Annotated in this window: 14 protein-coding genes; 6 read left to right on the top strand and 8 right to left on the bottom strand. The window is 62.8% G+C overall.

Annotated elements, in window-relative coordinates; all coding sequences use genetic code 11:
* Positions 1–68: 68 nt before the first annotated feature.
* Positions 69–332 carry a DUF4404 family protein gene (locus tag ACI2JX_RS02195; protein WP_209871096.1) on the top strand — a complete coding sequence of 88 codons (264 nt, stop codon included), beginning with the start codon at positions 69–71 and terminating at the stop codon, positions 330–332.
* 43 nt (positions 333–375) lie between these two features.
* On the opposite strand, the gene queF is transcribed toward ACI2JX_RS02195, so the two are convergent.
* Both queF and ACI2JX_RS02185 read right to left on the bottom strand, forming a co-directional pair.
* Complete coding sequence (gene queF, locus ACI2JX_RS02190; protein ID WP_404689245.1) at positions 376–1,206, bottom strand: NADPH-dependent 7-cyano-7-deazaguanine reductase QueF; 831 nt, start codon at positions 1,204–1,206, stop codon at positions 376–378.
* Positions 1,207–1,274: 68 nt separating this feature from the next.
* Entirely contained in the window at positions 1,275–1,778 is a 504-nt protein-coding gene (locus tag ACI2JX_RS02185) for a plastocyanin/azurin family copper-binding protein (protein ID WP_368971338.1), read from the bottom strand.
* Positions 1,779–1,954: 176 nt separating this feature from the next.
* On the opposite strand from ACI2JX_RS02185, the gene ACI2JX_RS02180 reads away from it, so the two are divergent.
* Both ACI2JX_RS02180 and ACI2JX_RS02175 read left to right on the top strand, forming a co-directional pair.
* Positions 1,955–2,635: a heavy metal response regulator transcription factor gene (locus ACI2JX_RS02180; RefSeq protein WP_264235441.1), complete on the top strand. Its 681-nt coding sequence runs from the start codon at positions 1,955–1,957 to the stop codon at positions 2,633–2,635.
* Positions 2,635–3,978 carry a heavy metal sensor histidine kinase gene (locus ACI2JX_RS02175; RefSeq protein ID WP_404689244.1) on the top strand — a complete coding sequence of 448 codons (1,344 nt, stop codon included), beginning with the start codon at positions 2,635–2,637 and terminating at the stop codon, positions 3,976–3,978. Before ACI2JX_RS02180 ends, ACI2JX_RS02175 begins: the two co-directional genes overlap by 1 nt.
* Positions 3,979–4,009: 31 nt before the next feature.
* On the opposite strand, the gene ACI2JX_RS02170 is transcribed toward ACI2JX_RS02175, so the two are convergent.
* Genes ACI2JX_RS02170 through ACI2JX_RS02160 form a run of 3 tightly spaced genes read right to left on the bottom strand, consistent with a single transcriptional unit; the run spans position 4,010 to position 7,255 of the window.
* Positions 4,010–5,254, bottom strand: coding sequence for a lipoprotein-releasing ABC transporter permease subunit (locus ACI2JX_RS02170; RefSeq protein ID WP_404689243.1), 1,245 nt, complete (start codon positions 5,252–5,254; stop codon positions 4,010–4,012).
* Between the two features lie 59 nt (positions 5,255–5,313).
* Positions 5,314–5,997: a lipoprotein-releasing ABC transporter ATP-binding protein LolD gene (gene lolD / locus ACI2JX_RS02165; protein WP_186556346.1), complete on the bottom strand. Its 684-nt coding sequence runs from the start codon at positions 5,995–5,997 to the stop codon at positions 5,314–5,316.
* A 7-nt stretch (positions 5,998–6,004) separates the two neighbouring features.
* Positions 6,005–7,255, bottom strand: coding sequence for a lipoprotein-releasing ABC transporter permease subunit (locus tag ACI2JX_RS02160; protein ID WP_186556345.1), 1,251 nt, complete (start codon positions 7,253–7,255; stop codon positions 6,005–6,007).
* Positions 7,256–7,348: 93 nt separating this feature from the next.
* Here ACI2JX_RS02160 and ACI2JX_RS02155 point away from each other — a divergent pair, with 93 nt between their 5' ends.
* Both ACI2JX_RS02155 and ACI2JX_RS02150 read left to right on the top strand, forming a co-directional pair.
* Positions 7,349–7,933 carry a PilZ domain-containing protein gene (locus tag ACI2JX_RS02155; RefSeq protein ID WP_368971335.1) on the top strand — a complete coding sequence of 195 codons (585 nt, stop codon included), beginning with the start codon at positions 7,349–7,351 and terminating at the stop codon, positions 7,931–7,933.
* A gap of 31 nt (positions 7,934–7,964) precedes the next feature.
* On the top strand, positions 7,965–8,687 hold the full coding sequence (locus ACI2JX_RS02150) for a glycerophosphodiester phosphodiesterase (RefSeq protein WP_264235437.1): 723 nt from the start codon (positions 7,965–7,967) through the stop codon (positions 8,685–8,687).
* 42 nt (positions 8,688–8,729) lie between these two features.
* Here ACI2JX_RS02150 and sthA read toward each other — a convergent pair whose 3' ends face one another.
* The 3 genes from sthA to ACI2JX_RS02135 form a co-directional block, all read right to left on the bottom strand.
* Positions 8,730–10,124, bottom strand: coding sequence for a Si-specific NAD(P)(+) transhydrogenase (gene sthA / locus ACI2JX_RS02145; RefSeq protein ID WP_186556342.1), 1,395 nt, complete (start codon positions 10,122–10,124; stop codon positions 8,730–8,732).
* 210 nt (positions 10,125–10,334) lie between these two features.
* Complete coding sequence (locus tag ACI2JX_RS02140; RefSeq protein ID WP_264235436.1) at positions 10,335–11,333, bottom strand: FAD:protein FMN transferase; 999 nt, start codon at positions 11,331–11,333, stop codon at positions 10,335–10,337.
* 247 nt (positions 11,334–11,580) lie between these two features.
* The gene (locus tag ACI2JX_RS02135; RefSeq protein WP_186556340.1) at positions 11,581–13,044 is read right to left on the bottom strand and encodes a glyceraldehyde-3-phosphate dehydrogenase; all 1,464 of its coding nucleotides are present in this window, start codon (positions 13,042–13,044) and stop codon (positions 11,581–11,583) included.
* A 168-nt stretch (positions 13,045–13,212) separates the two neighbouring features.
* Between ACI2JX_RS02135 and mfd the strand changes: the two genes are divergently transcribed.
* Positions 13,213–16,662, top strand: coding sequence for a transcription-repair coupling factor (mfd, locus tag ACI2JX_RS02130; RefSeq protein WP_264235435.1), 3,450 nt, complete (start codon positions 13,213–13,215; stop codon positions 16,660–16,662).
* Positions 16,663–16,671 lie beyond the last annotated feature (9 nt).

The raw sequence follows: 16,671 nt of genomic DNA, 5'->3' as shown, positions 1-16,671 counted from the left end.
GACAGGTGAGAACCTTTGCCTAGTTGCCGAGGTCCATGCTTTGCCAAGCCATAGAGGGAGAACACCCAATGCCTGCCCGCGAACTGCAAGAGCGGCTGAACAGCCTGCGCGAGCAACTGGATCGAAATGTGCCGCTCACGGAAGAAGAGTTGGCCGCGCTGCATGAAGAAGCCAGACAGATCGAAGCTCAGTTGAAGCTTGAGGAAGCTACGCCGGACAACAACCTGGCTGATGGTTTCAACCTGGCGGTCGAGCGCTTTGAAGTCGAACACCCGGACCTGACTGCCACCCTGCGCAGTATCGCCAATAGCCTGCACAGCATGGGCATCTAAACCCGCGCAACAATGTAGGGGCCGCAAAGCGGCCCCTACATTGTCACTGACGAACCAGTCGCAGATTGTTCGGACTGATCGCCCCAGTGCTGCGATACGGGTTGATATCCAGCCCCCCCCGGCGCACATAGCGCGCATACACTGTCAGATACTCCGGCTTGAGCAAGCGCTTGAGGTCCAGATAGATCCGCTCCACACACTGCTCATGGAAGTCTGCATGTTGGCGGAAGCTGACCAGATAGGTCAGCAGACTGGCATGATCCAGCGCCAGCCCCTTGTACTCCACCACCACGCTACCCCAGTCAGGCTGGCCAGTGACCGGGCAGTTGGACTTGAGCAGATGGCTGTGAACCGCCTCCTCCACCACCCGCTGCGGATCGCACTGCAACAACTGTGGTTGTGGCTGCTCGTAGTTGCTGATCGCCACATCCAGACCATCGATGCACTGCCCCGGCAGCGCCACCACGCCCTCACCTTCAACCTCGGCCAGGGTGCGCACGCGCACCGCTACCGGCTTGCCAGCCGCAGCCGACAGGTCCTTCTCAAGGCACGCCTGCAGCTCATCGGTAGAGGCGAAGACCGTCTGGTTCAGCGAGTTGAGGTACAACTTGAACGATTTTGACTCGATGATATTCGGTGAATCTGCCGGTATGGCGAACTCGCCGATGGCTACCACCGGCTTGCCCGACGGGAGCAGCCAGGACAGCTCGAAGCAGTTCCAGTAATCGACGCCCTGCCATGGCAGGGCATCGCCGCTGACCCCAAGCTCGGCCCACTTGGCCAGGCGTGGGATGGGGAACAGCAGCGATGGCGTGTAGGTAGAGATGTATTCGCTGGACTTGCCCAGCGGAGAGTGTTCGGCTGCGGGGTGCATGGAATCTGACCTGAAAGTTCGAAACTGCCCCTAGTCTACCGGTTTTGCACCCCGCCTTGGGCAGCAAGTCACTCGATGGTCAACGGCCCGACCATGCCAGCCTGGTAGTGGCCGGGCACGTTGCAGGCGAATTCGATCGGTGCCGAGGTGCGGAAGGTCCAGGTCAACTCGCCGCGCTGACCAGGCTGCAGCAGTACCGTATTGCCGCTCGCATGGCCGTGCTCGCCATGGCCCATTTGGTTGTGGTCCATGCCCTCGTGATTCATCCCGGCGGTAAACAGCTTGCCCTGCATGGCGATCATCTGTTTCTGGTGCTCGACGTGCATGGCCTTGTCGCCCAGGTTGAACTCGTGGGGCAATTGGCCTTGGTTGATGAGGACGAAGCGCACCGTTTCACCGGCTTTTACCTGCAGGCTTTTCGGTTCGAAGGAAATGTCCTTGAGCACAACCTCGATGGTGCGCGTGGCCTTGGCTGCCGGGGCTGGCTCGCCAAAGGCCAAGCCATGGCTGCTATCAGCCAGCACAGGTAGGCTGAACAGCGCGAGGGCGGCGGCGATGAGCGGGTGTTTCATATCTACTCCGGGGTTACAGCGATGATGAAGCGACTTTATGGGGCAATGACTGGCGGCTAGCTGACAGGAAGATTACAACTTTGTCAGCTTGGGCGAAGGGCAAAACCATCACGTATCATTTCCGCACGCCAGCGCATCCAGCCGGGCGATGGGCTTCAACTTGAGAAGGACCGTGCATGAAACTGCTGATCGTCGAGGACCAGGCCAAGACCGGCCAATACCTGCGCCAGGGCCTGAGCGAAGCAGGCTTCGCCACCGAGCTTGCCGCCGATGGCGAAACCGGCCTGCACCTGGCGCTGACCGGCGATCATGCGCTATTGATCCTCGATGTGATGCTGCCTGGCCGTGACGGTTGGCAGATTCTTCAAGCCGTGCGCCAGGCGGGCCTGGAGACGCCAGTGTTGTTTCTGACCGCACGCGATGCCGTGGAGGATCGCGTGCACGGCCTGGAACTTGGCGCGGACGATTACCTGGTCAAGCCGTTTGCCTTCTCCGAGCTGTTAGCGCGCGTGCGCAGCCTGTTACGACGCGGTGCCAGCCCTAGCCTTGACACCACGCTGACCCTCGCCGATTTACGTCTGGACCTGATTCGTCGCCGCGCCGAGCGCGCCGGCCTGCGCATCGACCTTACCGCCAAGGAGTTCGCCCTGCTCGAACTGCTGTTGCGTCGCCAAGGCGAGGTACTGCCCAAGTCATTGATCGCTTCCCAGGTCTGGGACATGAATTTCGACAGCGACACCAATGTCATCGAAGTCGCCATCCGCCGCTTGCGCCTGAAGATCGATGATGCCCATCGCAACAAGCTGATCCACACCGTGCGCGGCATGGGCTACGTACTTGAGGAGCGCCAGGACTGATGCGCCAATTGTCGCTGGGCAGCCGCCTGGCCCTGCTGTTCGCCGCCTGCACCGCGGCGGTGTCGTTGACTGCCGGGTTGTTGTTCAGCCATGCCAGCAAACACCATTTCATCGAACTCGACCAACAACTGCTCGGCGCCCGCCTGTCGCAGTTGCGCAGCCAACTGGCCGGGGTCGACTCGGTGGACAAACTGGCCACCCGACTGCCAGCGCTGCGTGGAGAACTCAGCCACCAGGCCGATCTCGCGCTGCGTATTCGTGGCGCCGAAGGCGAGCTGTGGTTCCAGAGTCGCCCAGGGCTGCCTGAGGATGCTGTGCAACCTGGCCTGGCCACCTTGCGTGCCGACAACGTCGATTACCGCAGCCTGTCCGTGCCGCTCGATGAGCACGCTGAGCACGCCGCGCAACTGACCCTGTTCCTCGACATTACCCACCACCAACACTTCTTGCAGGGCATGCAGCGACTGATCTGGCTCACCGTCGGCCTGTCGGCACTGGCCACCGCCCTGCTCGGCGCCTGGGCCGCGCGGCGCGGGCTACGACCGTTAAGACAGATCGGCGAAGTGGCGGCGAGCGTCAGTGCCCAGTCCCTGACCACGCGCCTGCCGGTGGCGCAGATGCCAGAAGAATTGGCGCAGCTGGCCAGCACGGTGAACGCCATGCTGCAGCGTCTGGATGACGCCTTCCAGCGGCTCTCGGCATTTTCTGCCGATATCGCCCATGAGCTGCGCACGCCGCTGTCCAACCTGCTGACCCACACCCAGGTCACCCTGACCCGTCCGCGCAGCCTGGAAGAGTATCGCGAGGCGCTGCATGGCAACCTCGAAGAGCTGCAGTGGATGGCCCAACTGGTCAACGACATGCTCTACCTGGCCAAGGCTGACCATGGCTTGTTGATGCCCAACCGCCAGCCGCTGGATTTGGCTGCGGAGGTCGATGCCCTGCTCGACTACTACGCTGCGCTGGCCGAGGAAAGCGACGTGCAACTGCTACGCGAGGGCGCGGCGACGATCGAGGGCGATCGGCACATGCTGCGGCGGGCGCTTTCCAACCTGCTGGACAATGCGCTGCGCTTCACCCCTCAAGGTGGCACGATCAAGGTGAGCTTGGCTGCGGGGTTGAGTATCACAGTGGCCAACACCGGGCCTGCGATTGAGGCGGGGGCGTTGCAGCGCTTGTTTGATCGCTTCTACCGGGCTGATCCTGCGCGACGGGAAGGCAGCAGCGAGCATGCGGGCTTGGGACTGGCGATTACCCGGTCGATCGTCCAGGCGCATGGCGGGGGGATTCGGGCGGAATGTGAGGGTGGCTGGACGCGATTTGTGATCAACCTACCGGGATGACCGGGGCCGCCGTAAAGCGGCCCCCAATCCATCACTCGTAACGCAGCGCCATGGCCGGCTCGATCTGCGAAGCGCGGTACGCCGGATAGATAGTCGCCAGGAAGCTCATCACCAACCCTGCCGTGCAGATTATTGCCACATCAGTCCATTGCAACTGCGAAGGCAGGCTGCTGATGAAGTACACATCGGATGTGAAGATATGCTGGCCACTGACCCGCTCCAGCCAGCCAACGATCTGGCTGACGTTGAGTGCGGCAATCACCCCAAGCACGCCACCGATCAAGGTGCCGACAATACCGATCAAGCTGCCCTGGACCATGAACGTCCCCATGATTTGCGCAGGCGTGGCGCCGATGGTGCGCAGGATGGCGATGTCCGAACCCTTGTCGTTCACCACCATCACCAAGGTGGCGATGATGTTGAACGCCGCCACCGCGATGATCATCATCAGCAGCAGGCCGATCATGGTCTTTTCCATCTTCATGGCGCTGAACAGGCTGCCTTGGGTGTGCGACCAGTCATCGGCGTGATAGGCCGCCCCCAGCTGCGCAGCAATTGCCTTGGACACCTGCGGCGCGGCATACAAGTCATGCAATTTGAGCCGCACGCCCTGCACGCTACCCGGTGCCCAACGCTGCATCTCGCCGGCATCAGCGACGTTGATGTAGGCCTGCGAGCCATCCAGTTCGGCGCCAACCTTGAAGATGCCAACCACAGTCAGGCGCTGCATGCGCGGAGTGATACCGCCCGGCGCCTTGCTGATCTCAGGAACGATCAGGGTCAGTTTGTCTCCAGTATTGAGGCGGAAACGTCGCGCTGTCAGCTCGCCGATGACCACGCCGTATTCACCCGGCACCAGGTCTTGCAGGCTACCTTGGACGATGTGCTGACCCACGATGGAAACCTTGCCCTCTTCGGCCGGGTCGATACCGCCCACCTGAATCGGCTGCATCGCGCCCTTGTAGGACAGCATGCCTTCCATTTCGGTAATCGGCGCCGCGGCGATCACTGCCGGGTTCTTCAGCGCGGCATCGGCGACTTTTTGCCAATCATCCAGCGGTTGCACGCCAAGGATGCTGGCATGCGGCACCAAGCCGAGAATGCGCGAGCTCATCTCACGCTGGAAGCCGTTCATCACCGACAGCACCACGATCATCGCCAGCACGCCCAGGGACAGGCCGATCATCGAGGTCGTGGAGATGAACGAGATGAAGTGATTGCGGCGCTTGGCACGGGTGTAGCGAGCACCGATGAACAAGGGCAAGGGTCTGAACATGTACGAGAACACCCAAGAAAAAAGTTGCGGGGCGGTTTATCCCGCCCCGGGCAAGCGACTCAGATCGCCACCAGGTGGCCGTCTTCGAGCTTCAATACGCGGTCCATCTGACGCGCCAGGTTGAGGTCGTGGGTGACCACCAGGAAGGCGGTTTGCGAAGCGCTGGAAAGCTCTTGCATCAGCTCCTGAATACCCTGGGCGGTGTGATGGTCGAGGTTGCCGGTCGGCTCATCGAGCATCACCAGGCCTGGGCGATTGACCAGCGCCCGGGCAATCGCCACGCGCTGACGCTCACCACCGGACAACTCAGCCGGCTTGTGGCTCAAGCGATGGCTCAAGCCCACGCGTTTTAGCAGCGCTTCAGCCCGCTCGCGCGCCTCCGGGATCGGCGTGCGACCGATCAGCAGCGGCATGCAGACGTTTTCCAGAGCGGTGAACTCGGCCAGCAGGTGGTGGAACTGGTAGACGAAGCCCAGCGCGCGGTTGCGCAGCAGGCCGCGGGCGCGCTCACCGAGCGCCGACAACTCCTCGCCGGCCAACCACACGCTGCCCTGGCTTGGGGTGTCGAGACCGCCGAGCAGGTTGAGCAAGGTACTCTTGCCCGAACCTGAGCTACCGACGATGGCCACACGCTCGCCGGGGTGCAGCTCCAGCTGCAGATTGGCCAGCACCTGCACCGACTCCGGGCCCTCGTCGTAGGACTTGCCCAGGTTGCGGCAACTCAGAACGGCTTTATCACTCATGCGCGACTCACTCATAACGTAGCGCCTCTGCAGGCTGGGTGCGGGCCGCACGCCAGGCCGGGTACAGGGTGGCGAAGAAACTCAGGACCAATGCCGCGCCACAGACCTGCCAGACGTCCTGGGCCATGATCTGCGACGGCAGGTAATCGATGAAGTACACATCGGCGTTGAGGAACTTGTGCCCGATCAACGTCTCCAGGCCGGCAATCGCGGCGCTGACATTGAGTGCGGCGATGATGCCAACGACGGCGCCGATCAAGGTCCCGACCACGCCGATTACCGTACCCTGGACCATGAAGATGGCCATGATCTGCCCGGGGGTGGCGCCGAGCGTACGCAAGATGGCGATGTCGCCTTTCTTGTCGTTGACTACCATCACCAGGGTGGAAATGATGTTGAACGCCGCCACCGCGACGATCAGCAACAGCAGCAGGCCGATCATGGCCTTCTCCATGCGAATCGCCTGGTACAGGTTGCCGTGGCTGCGGGTCCAGTCGCGGGCGTAGAACTCCTGGTCGCCCAGGCGCTGAGCGATATCCCAGGCAACCCGTGGGGCCTGGAACAGGTCGTCGAACTTCAGCCGCACACCCTGGACCTGATCGGGCTTCCAGCGGTGCAGGCGGGACAGATCGGCAATGTTGGTCAGCCCCATATAACCGTCGATCTCGCCAGCGCCGACGTGGAAGGTGCCGACCACGGTAAAGCGCTTCATGCGCGGGAACATGCCGGCCGGCGTCACGCTGACCTCGGGGGCGACGAAGGTCAGCTTGTCGCCGATGGCAACGCCCAGTTTGGCGGCGGCCTTGTCGCCGATCATGATGCCCCACTCGCCCGGCGCCAGCTTGTCCAGGCTGCCTTCGCGAATGAAGTTGTCGATGATCGACACCTCCCGCTCACGGGCCGGATCGATGCCGTTGAGCAGCACCTTGGAGACTTTGCCGTCGTGGGTCAGCAGGCCCTGCATCTGGGTGAAGGGCGCCACCGCCAGCACTTGCGGATTCTGCTTTACTTGTTGAGCAAGGGCCGGCCAATCATTGATCGGTTGGCCGCTCTCAAGCGTGGCGTGAGGGATCATGCCAAGCACGCGGGTACGCATCTCGTGGTCGAAACCGTTCATGACCGAGAGCACCACGATCATCACCACCACGCCCAGGGCGAGGCCGATCATCGAGGTCAGGGAAATGAACGAGACGAAGTGATTGCGACGCTTGGCACGGGTATAACGCGTACCGATGAATGCGAATAGAGGTCTGAACATGTCGGGGCTTGTTCGGATGAAAGGGAACGTCCTTGTGGCGGGGCGCCTACGGCGGCTTTACACTCGGACCACCGCCGTAACCTTGGGTTCGCCATGACGACATTAGACGATGAAGATCGCCGCGAATACTACCGCATCGAAGACAGGATCGCACTGGAAATCAGCCCCTTGAGCGCGGCTGAGGCCCTTGAGCCAGAACTGTTGCAGGATGATTCGCCGCTATTCAACCTGCTCAGCGAACTGCACCTGTCGGACTTCGAATCCCAGCATCTGCTACGCCAGTTGAGTGACAAAGACCGCACCCTCGCCGCGTTTCTGCGCGCCCAGAACAAACGCCTCGATCTGCTCAGCGCCGTGGTCGCCCAAACCCTGCTGGGCGAAATCGGCCAGCCGCACCGGGTGATTCTGTCCGAAGGCGGCATCGAGTTCGCCCAGGCCCAGCAGATCGCCCCAGGCACTCGGGTCAAAGTGAAAATGGTGCTGATGCCCCGCGCCCATGGCCTGCTGCTGCGCGGCAGGGTCACCCACTGCGACCTGCGCCCGGATGGCGATTACGAGGTCGGCACCGAATTCACCGACATGACCGATGCCCAGCGCCAACTGCTCGCCCGCTACATCTTGCAGCGCCAGCAACAGCAACGACGCCAGGCGCTGGAACAGAACGATCCCGCCTCCTGAGCCCTGCTCTTTTTGATTTGAAGGAACGAACGTGACCCTGATCTACGGCCATCGCGGCGCCAAGGGCGAAGCGCCCGAAAATACCCTGACCAGCTTTCGCAAGTGCTTGTCGCACGGCGTCAACCGCTGCGAGCTGGACCTGCACCTGTCGGCCGACAACCAGCTGATGGTAATCCACGACCCGACCCTCAAACGCACCACCGGCCGGCGCGGCAAGGTGGTCGAGCACATTGCCGCCGACCTTGCCACCTACGACGCCCGCAAGGGCGGCCCAGGGCATGTCCAGCCGTGCCCCATTCCTCGTCTTGAGGAGCTGTTCGAGAAGTGTGATTTCGAGCATTGGCAACTGGAGGTCAAGAGCGCCTCGCGCACCCGCGCTGCCAGCACTGTGCTGGCGATTCGCGAACTGGCCCAGCAATACGGCCTGCTGGACAAGATCACCATCACCTCGAGCTCGCGGGAAGTGCTCGGCGCCGCCCTGGAGCTGGTCCCGGACGTGTCGCGTGGGTTGGTCGCCGAATATGCCTGGCTCGACCCGCTGAAGGTCGCGCAGAACTACAACTGCCAGATACTGGCGCTGAACTGGACGCTATGCACCCCAGAGCGCCTGATCAAGGCCCAGCGCCAGGGGTTGCACGTGTCGGTGTGGACGGTCAACGAGCCGGCACTGATGCGCCGACTCGCCGACTTTGGCGCTGATAGCCTGATTACAGACTTTCCCGGTTTGGCCAAGACCACCCTTGGGAAGGACTGAACCCGCACTCCCCGACCGGCTCAGGCCACCGGCCGGAGCCGCTCAAAAAAGCCGGTTCAGGCCGTCGTAGGCCGCTACCCGATAGGCTTCGGCCATGGTCGGGTAGTTGAAGGTGGTGTTGACGAAGTACTTCAGGGTGTTGCGCTCACCCGGCTGATCCATGATCGCCTGGCCGATGTGGACGATCTCCGAAGCCTGGTAGCCGAAGCAGTGCACGCCGAGGATCTGCAACGTCTCGCGGTGGAACAGGATCTTCAACATGCCTTGCGGCTCGCCGGCGATCTGCGCGCGGGCCATGCTCTTGAAGAACGCCTTGCCGACTTCATAAGGCACTTTGGCCTGGGTCAGCTCCTGCTCGTTCTTGCCGATCGAGCTGATCTCCGGAATGGTGTAGATGCCAGTCGGCACATCGTTGACGAAGCGCCAGCTGCCGTTGTCGACGATGCTGCCGGCCGCCGAACGACCCTGGTCGTGGGCAGCGCTGGCCAGGCTCGGCCAGCCGATCACGTCACCCGCGCCATAGATGTTCGGCACGGTGGTGCGGTAAGCCTCGTCGACCTCGATCTGGCCACGGCTGTTGACCTTGATGCCGATGTTTTCCAAGCCCAGCTTGTCGGTGTTGCCGGTGCGGCCGTTGCACCACAGCAAGGCGTCGGCCTTGATCTTCTTGCCCGACTTCAGGTGCAGGATCACCCCATTGTCCAAGCCTTCGACTCGCTCGTACTCCTCGTTATGGCGCACGGTGATGTTGTTGTTGCTGAAGTGGTAGCTCAGCGCCTGGGAGATTTCCGAGTCGAGGAAGCTCAGCAACTGGCCGCGGTTATCGACCAGTTCGACCAGTACGCCCAGGCCGCTGAAGATCGAGGCGTATTCGCAACCGATCACGCCGGCGCCATAGACGATCAGCTTGCGCGGGGTGTGGCTCAGGCTGAGGATGGTGTCGCTGTCGTAGACCCGTGGGTGATGGAAGTCGATATCGGCTGGGCGATAGGGGCGCGAGCCGGTGGCGATGATAATGTGCTTGGCGACCAGTTTCTCGACCACGCCATTGGGGCAGACCACTTCGACGGTCTGCTCGTCGGCGAAGCTGCCGGTGCCGAAGAACACGTCGACACGGTTGCGCGCGTAGTAGCCGGTGCGCGAGGCGACTTGCTTGGAGATGACCTTCTCGGCGCTCTTGAGCACGTCCGGGAAGGAGAACCAGCGCGGCTCACCAATGGCACGGAACATCGGGTTGGTGTTGAACTGCATGATCTGCCGCACCGAGTGACGCAGTGCCTTGGACGGGATGGTGCCCAGGTGGGTGCAGTTGCCGCCGACTTGGCGACGGCTATCGACCATCGCCACCTTGCGCCCTGCTTTGGCGGCGTTCATTGCCGCACCTTCTCCGGCCGGGCCGGAACCCAGCACCACTACGTCGTAGTTGTAGACAGCCATGCGTACTCCTTCAGAACTCGCCCGCCGGCCACGGTAGCCGCGGGACTCGATCATGTCGCCGGGGCGCCATGAGAAAATTCGGGTGCAGTCTAATCAAGCGTGAACGCCGCGCACATTAACCCTTGGTCGCGTCGTAGGCCATTTTTGCCTGCACTACATTGTCGTTATCGTTCACCGATTCCCTGGCGCCGATCATCCCTGCATACGCTTTCACTCGCCTTTCACTGCCCGCTCGAAGCCGGGCGTAGCCTGAGAGACGAAGCCACCCTCGACCCGGGTCACCAGAATCGCGGCGATGTCGTGGGCGACGGCGTAATCCCAGCCGCGCTCCGGCCCCATGATCAACAACAAGGTCGAATAGCCGTCGGCCTGCAGCGCCGAGGCATCGAGCACGGTCACCGCAGCCAGCTCATGTTCGACCGGCCGCCCCAGGCGCGCATCGAAGGTGTGCGAATAGCGCCGGCCATTCTCCTCGAAATAGTTGCGATAGTCACCCGAGGTCGATACAGCCAGGCCATTGACGCTGATCACCTGGCGGGCGATCTGGCGGTCTGCGCGCGGCAGTTCCAGGGCGATCCGCCAGGGACTGCCATCGGGCTTGCGCCCTACTGCCTTGAGCTCCCCAGTAGCTTCCGCGAGGAAGTTGGCAATGCCCATGGCAGCCAAGCGCTGGGCGATCAGGTCGACGGCATGGCCGGCGGCGATGCTGTTGAAGTCGAGTTCTACTGCGCCATCCTTGCACAGCATGCCCGGTTCCCTGCGCAGGTGCTGGTAGCCGACGCGCTGGCGGGCCTGGGCCAAAGCGTGCGGATCAGGAACCCGCTCATGACGGGCTTGGGGGCCGAAGCCCCACAGGTCGAGCAAGGGTTCGACCGTCAGATCGAAGGCGCCAGCGCTCTGCTCGGCCAGGTGTTGGCCGAAGTCGACCAATTCAAGTAGGTCGGCGGGCATGGCCAGGCACTGATTGGCGGGGAGCTGATTGAACTGGCTGACGGTGGAATCGCTGCGGTAGGTGGAGTAGTGCTGGTCGATGTCGTGCAGGATCGCTTCGACGGCTTGGCGGACCTGCTCGGGGGGCGGGCCATCGGCTTCACGCACGTACTGGATGCTGTAGCTGCTGCCCATGGTCGGTCCGCTGAGGCGCTCCAGGGTTGAGCGCTGGTCGCAGGCGCCAAGCAGTAGCAGGGTGAGCAGGAGCGTTGCGCGCATTCATTGAGTCTCGGTTGTCTGGGCCGGCGCTATCGCGGGGCAAGCCCGCTCCCACGTATAACAACACAAGCTGCGGGGGCGCATGGGCTACGCGGGAGACTAGGCTACGGGGGAAACTAGACTGCGCAGGAGCGGGCTACGTGGGAGCGGGCTTGCCCCGCGATAGCGCCAGCACAGACACCACAATAGGCTGGACAAAAAAACGGGAACCCAAAGGTTCCCGTTTTTTCATTGCCTTACAAGCGAATCAGCGTGGAAACGCTGGCGGGTTCACACCGGCCATGTCTTCCATCACACGAACCACCTGGCAGCTGTAGCCGAATTCGTTGTCGTACCAGACGTACAGAACAACGCGGTTGTCATTGCAGATGGTCGCTTCAGCGTCCACTACACCAGCGTGGCGCGAGCCTACGAAGTCAGTGGAAACCACTTCCTGCGAGCTGACGTAGTCGATCTGCTTGTGCAGCTCGGAGTGCATGGCGGTCTGGCGCAGGTACTCGTTGATCTCTTCGCGGCTGGTGCCCTTCTCGAGATTCAAGTTGAGGATGGCCATCGACACGTTAGGCGTCGGAACGCGGATCGCGTTACCGGTCAGCTTGCCCTTGAGCACTGGCAGCGCCTTGGCAGCAGCAGTGGCAGCACCGGTTTCGGTGATAACCATGTTCAGCGGCGCGGCGCGGCCACGACGGCTGCCCTTGTGGAAGTTGTCGATCAGGTTCTGGTCGTTGGTGAACGAGTGAACGGTTTCGACGTGACCATTGACGATGCCGTACTGGTCGTTGATCGCCTTGAGCACCGGCACGATGGCGTTGGTGGTGCAGGAGGCGGCGGAGATGATCTTGTCATCTGCGCTGATGTCGCCATGGTTGATGCCATGCACGATGTTCTTCAGCGCGCCTTTGCCAGGCGCGGTGAGGATCACGCGGGCAGCGCCCGGGCAAGCCAGGTGCTGGCCAAGGCCGTCAGCGTCACGCCATACGCCGGTGTTGTCGACGATCAGGGCGTTTTCGATGCCGTACTGGGTGTAGTCGACTTCGCTTGGGTTCTTCGCGTAGATAACCTGGATCAGGTTGCCGTTGGCGGTGATGGTGTTGTTGGCTTCGTCGATGGTGATGGTGCCATCGAACGGGCCGTGCACCGAGTCACGACGCAGCAGGCTGGCACGCTTGACCAGGTCGTTCTCGGCGCCTTTGCGCACGACGATGGCGCGCAGACGCAGGCCGTCGCCACCACCGGTTTTTTCGATCAGGATGCGCGCCAGCAGGCGGCCGATGCGACCGAAGCCGTACAGGACAACGTCGGTGCCTTTGCGCGCCGAGGCGTTCTGTTGGCCAACCACGTCAGCCAGCTCTTCGCGCACGAACTGCTCGGCGCTGCGGCCATTGCCTTCGAGCTTGAACTTGTTGGCCAGCTTGCCCAGGTCGACCGAAGCGGCGCCCAGTTTCAGCTCGCTCATCGCTTTGAGCAGCGGGAATGTCTCGTGGACGGACAGCTCGGTCTCGTCGCTCTGACGGTGACGCGCAAAGCGATGGGCTTTGAGGATCGAGATAACCGAACGGTTGATCAGGCTGCGGCCATAGATCGAGCTCACCACGTTGTTATTGCGGTAGAGCTGACCGATAAGCGGGATCATCGCTTCAGCAAGCGCTTCACGATCGATCCACTCACCAAGACACTGGTCGGGCTTCTGAGTCACGGGAACCTTCCACATGTAGGGGGAGAAAAAAGGGGCTACATTATGACGCCCCACAGCGTATCGGGCAATGAGCGCCTGTCGCCGTCGCCACACCGCGCTGTTCTGGCCCTCGCGAGCCTGACAGCCGGCACTGGCGTCGGTACAATCGACCTCTTTGCCGCAACGCTTGGAGTGCAATCTCCCGTGTCAGTTCTGCGCCTACCGCAAATGTCGGCCACAGCCGGCAAACAAACCTGGGGCAACCTGCCCGGTGCCGCCCTCAGCCTGGCCATCGCCGAGGCCGCCAGCGGCGCCCGCCGGTTCACCCTGTTGCTGACCGCCGACAGCCAGGCGGCCGATCGTCTGGAGCAGGAGCTGCGCTTCTTCGCCCCGCAGCTGCCGGTGCTGCCGTTCCCCGACTGGGAAACCCTGCCCTACGACCTGTTCTCGCCGCACCAGGACATCATCTCCCAGCGCATTGCCAGCCTGTATCGGCTGCCAGAGCTGGATCACGGCATTTTGGTCGTGCCGATCACCACTGCCCTGCACCGTCTGGCGCCGACGCGGTTCCTGCTCGGCAGCAGCCTGGTGCTGGACGTTGGCCAGACGATTGACGTCGAACAGATGCGCACCCGCCTGGAGGCCAGCGGCTATCGCTGCGTCGACACCGTCTACGAGCATGGCGAGTTCGCCGTGCGCGGGGCACTGATCGATCTCTACCCGATGGGCAGCAAGCTGCCCTACCGGATCGACCTGTTCGACGACGAAATCGAGACCCTGCGCACGTTCGACCCGGAAACCCAGCGTTCGATCGACAAGGTCGACTCGGTGCGCCTGCTGCCGGCGCGCGAGTTCCCGATGCAAAAAGAGGAAGTGACCCGCTTCAAGGCGCGCTTTCGCGAACGCTTCGATGTCGATTTCCGGCGCAGCGCGATCTTCCAGGACTTGGCCAGCGGGATCATTCCGGCCGGCATCGAGTATTACCTGCCGCTGTTCTTCGAAGAAACCTCGACCCTGTTCGACTACCTGCCGGCCGACACCCAGGTGTTTTCGTTGCCGGGCGTCGAACAGGCGGCGGAGCACTTCTGGAATGATGTGCGTGGGCGCTATGAGGATCGCCGCGGCGACCTGACCCGCCCGCTGCTGCCGCCAGCAGAGTTGTTCCTGCCGGTCGAGGACTGCTTCGCCCAGCTCAAACAGTGGCCACGCGTGGTGGTCAGCAGTGACGACGTCGAGCCCGCCGCCGGCCGCGAACGCTTCCCCGCGCGCGCCCTGCCCAACCTGGCCATCGAAGCCAAGGCCAACCAGCCTCTGGCGGCACTGGCGAACTTCCTCGACCAGTTCCCTGGGCGGGTGCTGTTCACCGCTGAATCGGCAGGCCGCCGCGAGGTGCTGCTGGAACTGCTCGAACGCCTCAAGCTACGGCCCCAGACAGTCGAAGGCTGGACCGACTTCGTCACCGGCAAAGAGCGTCTGGCGATCACCATCGCCCCACTCGACGATGGCCTGCTGCTGGACGACCCAGCCATCGCCCTGATCGCCGAAAGCCCGCTGTTCGGCCAACGGGTGATGCAGCGCCGCCGCCGTGAAAAACGCGGCGAAGCTGCCAACGACGCGGTGATCAAGAACCTTACCGAGCTGCGCGAAGGCGCCCCGGTGGTGCACATCGACCATGGCGTAGGCCGCTACCTGGGCCTGGCAACGCTGGAAATCGATGGCCAGGCCGCCGAGTTCCTGACCCTCGAATACGCCGAGAACGCCAAGCTGTATGTGCCGGTCGCCAACCTGCACCTGATCGCCCGCTACACCGGCAGCGATGACGCCCTGGCGCCGTTGCACCGCCTGGGCTCGGAAACCTGGCAGAAGGCCAAGCGCAAAGCTGCCGAGCAAGTGCGTGACGTCGCCGCCGAGCTGCTCGACATCTATGCCCGCCGCGCCGCGCGCAAAGGCTATGCCTTCGCCGACCCTGCCGCCGACTACGCCACCTTCAGCGCCGGCTTCCCGTTCGAGGAAACCCCCGACCAGCAGAACGCCATCGAAGCGGTCCGCGCCGACATGCTGGCCGGCAAGCCGATGGACCGCCTGGTCTGCGGCGACGTCGGCTTTGGCAAGACCGAAGTGGCCATGCGCGCCGCTTTCATCGCCGTGCACAGCGGTCGCCAGGTGGCCGTGCTGGTGCCCACCACCCTGCTCGCCCAGCAGCACTACAACAGCTTCCGTGACCGCTTCGCCGATTGGCCGGTGACGGTCGAGGTGATGAGCCGCTTCAAGTCGGCCAAGGATATCGCCAGCGCCGCCGCAGACCTCGCCGAAGGCAAGATCGACATCCTCATAGGCACCCACAAGCTGCTGCAGGACGATGTGCGTTTCAAAGACCTCGGCCTGGTGGTGATCGACGAAGAACACCGCTTTGGCGTGCGTCAGAAAGAACAGCTCAAGGCCCTGCGCAGCGAAGTGGATATCCTCACCCTGACCGCCACGCCTATCCCGCGCACCTTGAACATGGCCGTGGCCGGCATGCGCGATCTGTCGATCATCGCCACCCCGCCGGCGCGCCGGCTGTCGGTGCGCACCTTCGTCATGGAGCAGAACAACAGCACGGTCAAGGAAGCACTGCTGCGTGAGCTGCTGCGGGGCGGCCAGGTGTACTACCTGCACAACGATGTGAAAACCATCGAAAAATGCGCCGCCGACCTCGCCGAGCTGGTTCCCGAAGCTCGTATCGGCATCGGCCACGGGCAGATGCGCGAACGTGAGCTGGAACAGGTGATGAGCGACTTCTATCACAAGCGCTTCAATGTGCTGATCGCCTCGACCATCATCGAGACCGGCATCGACGTGCCCAGCGCCAACACCATCGTCATCGAGCGTGCCGACAAGTTCGGCCTGGCCCAGCTGCACCAGCTGCGCGGTCGGGTCGGTCGTAGCCACCACCAGGCCTACGCCTACCTGCTCACGCCCGCCCGGCAGAAAATCAGCAGCGACGCCGAGAAACGCCTGGAGGCCATCGCCAACACCCAGGACCTGGGCGCAGGCTTCGTCCTGGCCACCAACGACCTGGAAATCCGTGGCGCCGGTGAGCTGCTCGGCGAAGGCCAGAGCGGGCAAATCCAGGCAGTGGGCTTTACCCTCTACATGGAAATGCTCGAGCGCGCGGTCAAGGCCATTCGCAAGGGCACCCAGCCAAACCTTGAGCAACCTCTGGGCGGCGGTCCGGAGATCAACCTGCGCCTGCCGGCACTGATCCCCGAGGACTACCTGCCCGACGTGCACGCCCGCTTGATCCTGTACAAGCGCATCGCCTCGGCGGCCGACGAAGAAGGTCTCAAGGACCTGCAAGTGGAAATGATCGACCGCTTCGGCCTGCTGCCGGAGCCGACCAAGAACCTGATCCGCCTGACCCAGCTCAAGCTGCAGGCGGAAAAGCTCGGCATCAAGAAAGTCGATGGCGGCCCCAATGGCGGCAAGATCGAGTTCGAGGCCGAGACGCCGGTCGACCCGCTGACCCTGATCAAACTGATCCAGGGCCAGCCCAAACGCTATAAGTTCGAAGGCGCAACCCAGTTCCGTTTCCTGGTGCCGATGGAACGCCCCGACGAACGCTTCAATACCCTGGAGGCGCTGTTCGAGCGCCTGACCCCACAGACTGCCTGAAGGAAGATC

The organism is Pseudomonas sp. NPDC088890 (assembly GCF_044900155.1).
GTDB lineage: Bacteria > Pseudomonadota > Gammaproteobacteria > Pseudomonadales > Pseudomonadaceae > Aquipseudomonas > Aquipseudomonas urmiensis.
The sequence above is the reverse complement of the archived record's forward strand: the minus strand, read 5'-3'. Positions and strand labels throughout refer to the sequence as shown.

Coding starts and splice junctions, on each gene's coding strand:
- ACI2JX_RS02140 (WP_264235436.1), bottom strand. CDS start 11,333: ATGCGCGCAACGCTCCTGCTCACCCTGCTACTGCTTGGCGCCTGCGAC.
- ACI2JX_RS02195 (WP_209871096.1), top strand. CDS start 69: ATGCCTGCCCGCGAACTGCAAGAGCGGCTGAACAGCCTGCGCGAGCAA.
- ACI2JX_RS02170 (WP_404689243.1), bottom strand. CDS start 5,254: ATGTTCAGACCCTTGCCCTTGTTCATCGGTGCTCGCTACACCCGTGCC.
- ACI2JX_RS02155 (WP_368971335.1), top strand. CDS start 7,349: ATGACGACATTAGACGATGAAGATCGCCGCGAATACTACCGCATCGAA.
- ACI2JX_RS02185 (WP_368971338.1), bottom strand. CDS start 1,778: ATGAAACACCCGCTCATCGCCGCCGCCCTCGCGCTGTTCAGCCTACCT.
- sthA (WP_186556342.1), bottom strand. CDS start 10,124: ATGGCTGTCTACAACTACGACGTAGTGGTGCTGGGTTCCGGCCCGGCC.
- ACI2JX_RS02175 (WP_404689244.1), top strand. CDS start 2,635: ATGCGCCAATTGTCGCTGGGCAGCCGCCTGGCCCTGCTGTTCGCCGCC.
- ACI2JX_RS02135 (WP_186556340.1), bottom strand. CDS start 13,044: ATGTGGAAGGTTCCCGTGACTCAGAAGCCCGACCAGTGTCTTGGTGAG.
- lolD (WP_186556346.1), bottom strand. CDS start 5,997: ATGAGTGATAAAGCCGTTCTGAGTTGCCGCAACCTGGGCAAGTCCTAC.
- ACI2JX_RS02160 (WP_186556345.1), bottom strand. CDS start 7,255: ATGTTCAGACCTCTATTCGCATTCATCGGTACGCGTTATACCCGTGCC.
- queF (WP_404689245.1), bottom strand. CDS start 1,206: ATGCACCCCGCAGCCGAACACTCTCCGCTGGGCAAGTCCAGCGAATAC.
- ACI2JX_RS02180 (WP_264235441.1), top strand. CDS start 1,955: ATGAAACTGCTGATCGTCGAGGACCAGGCCAAGACCGGCCAATACCTG.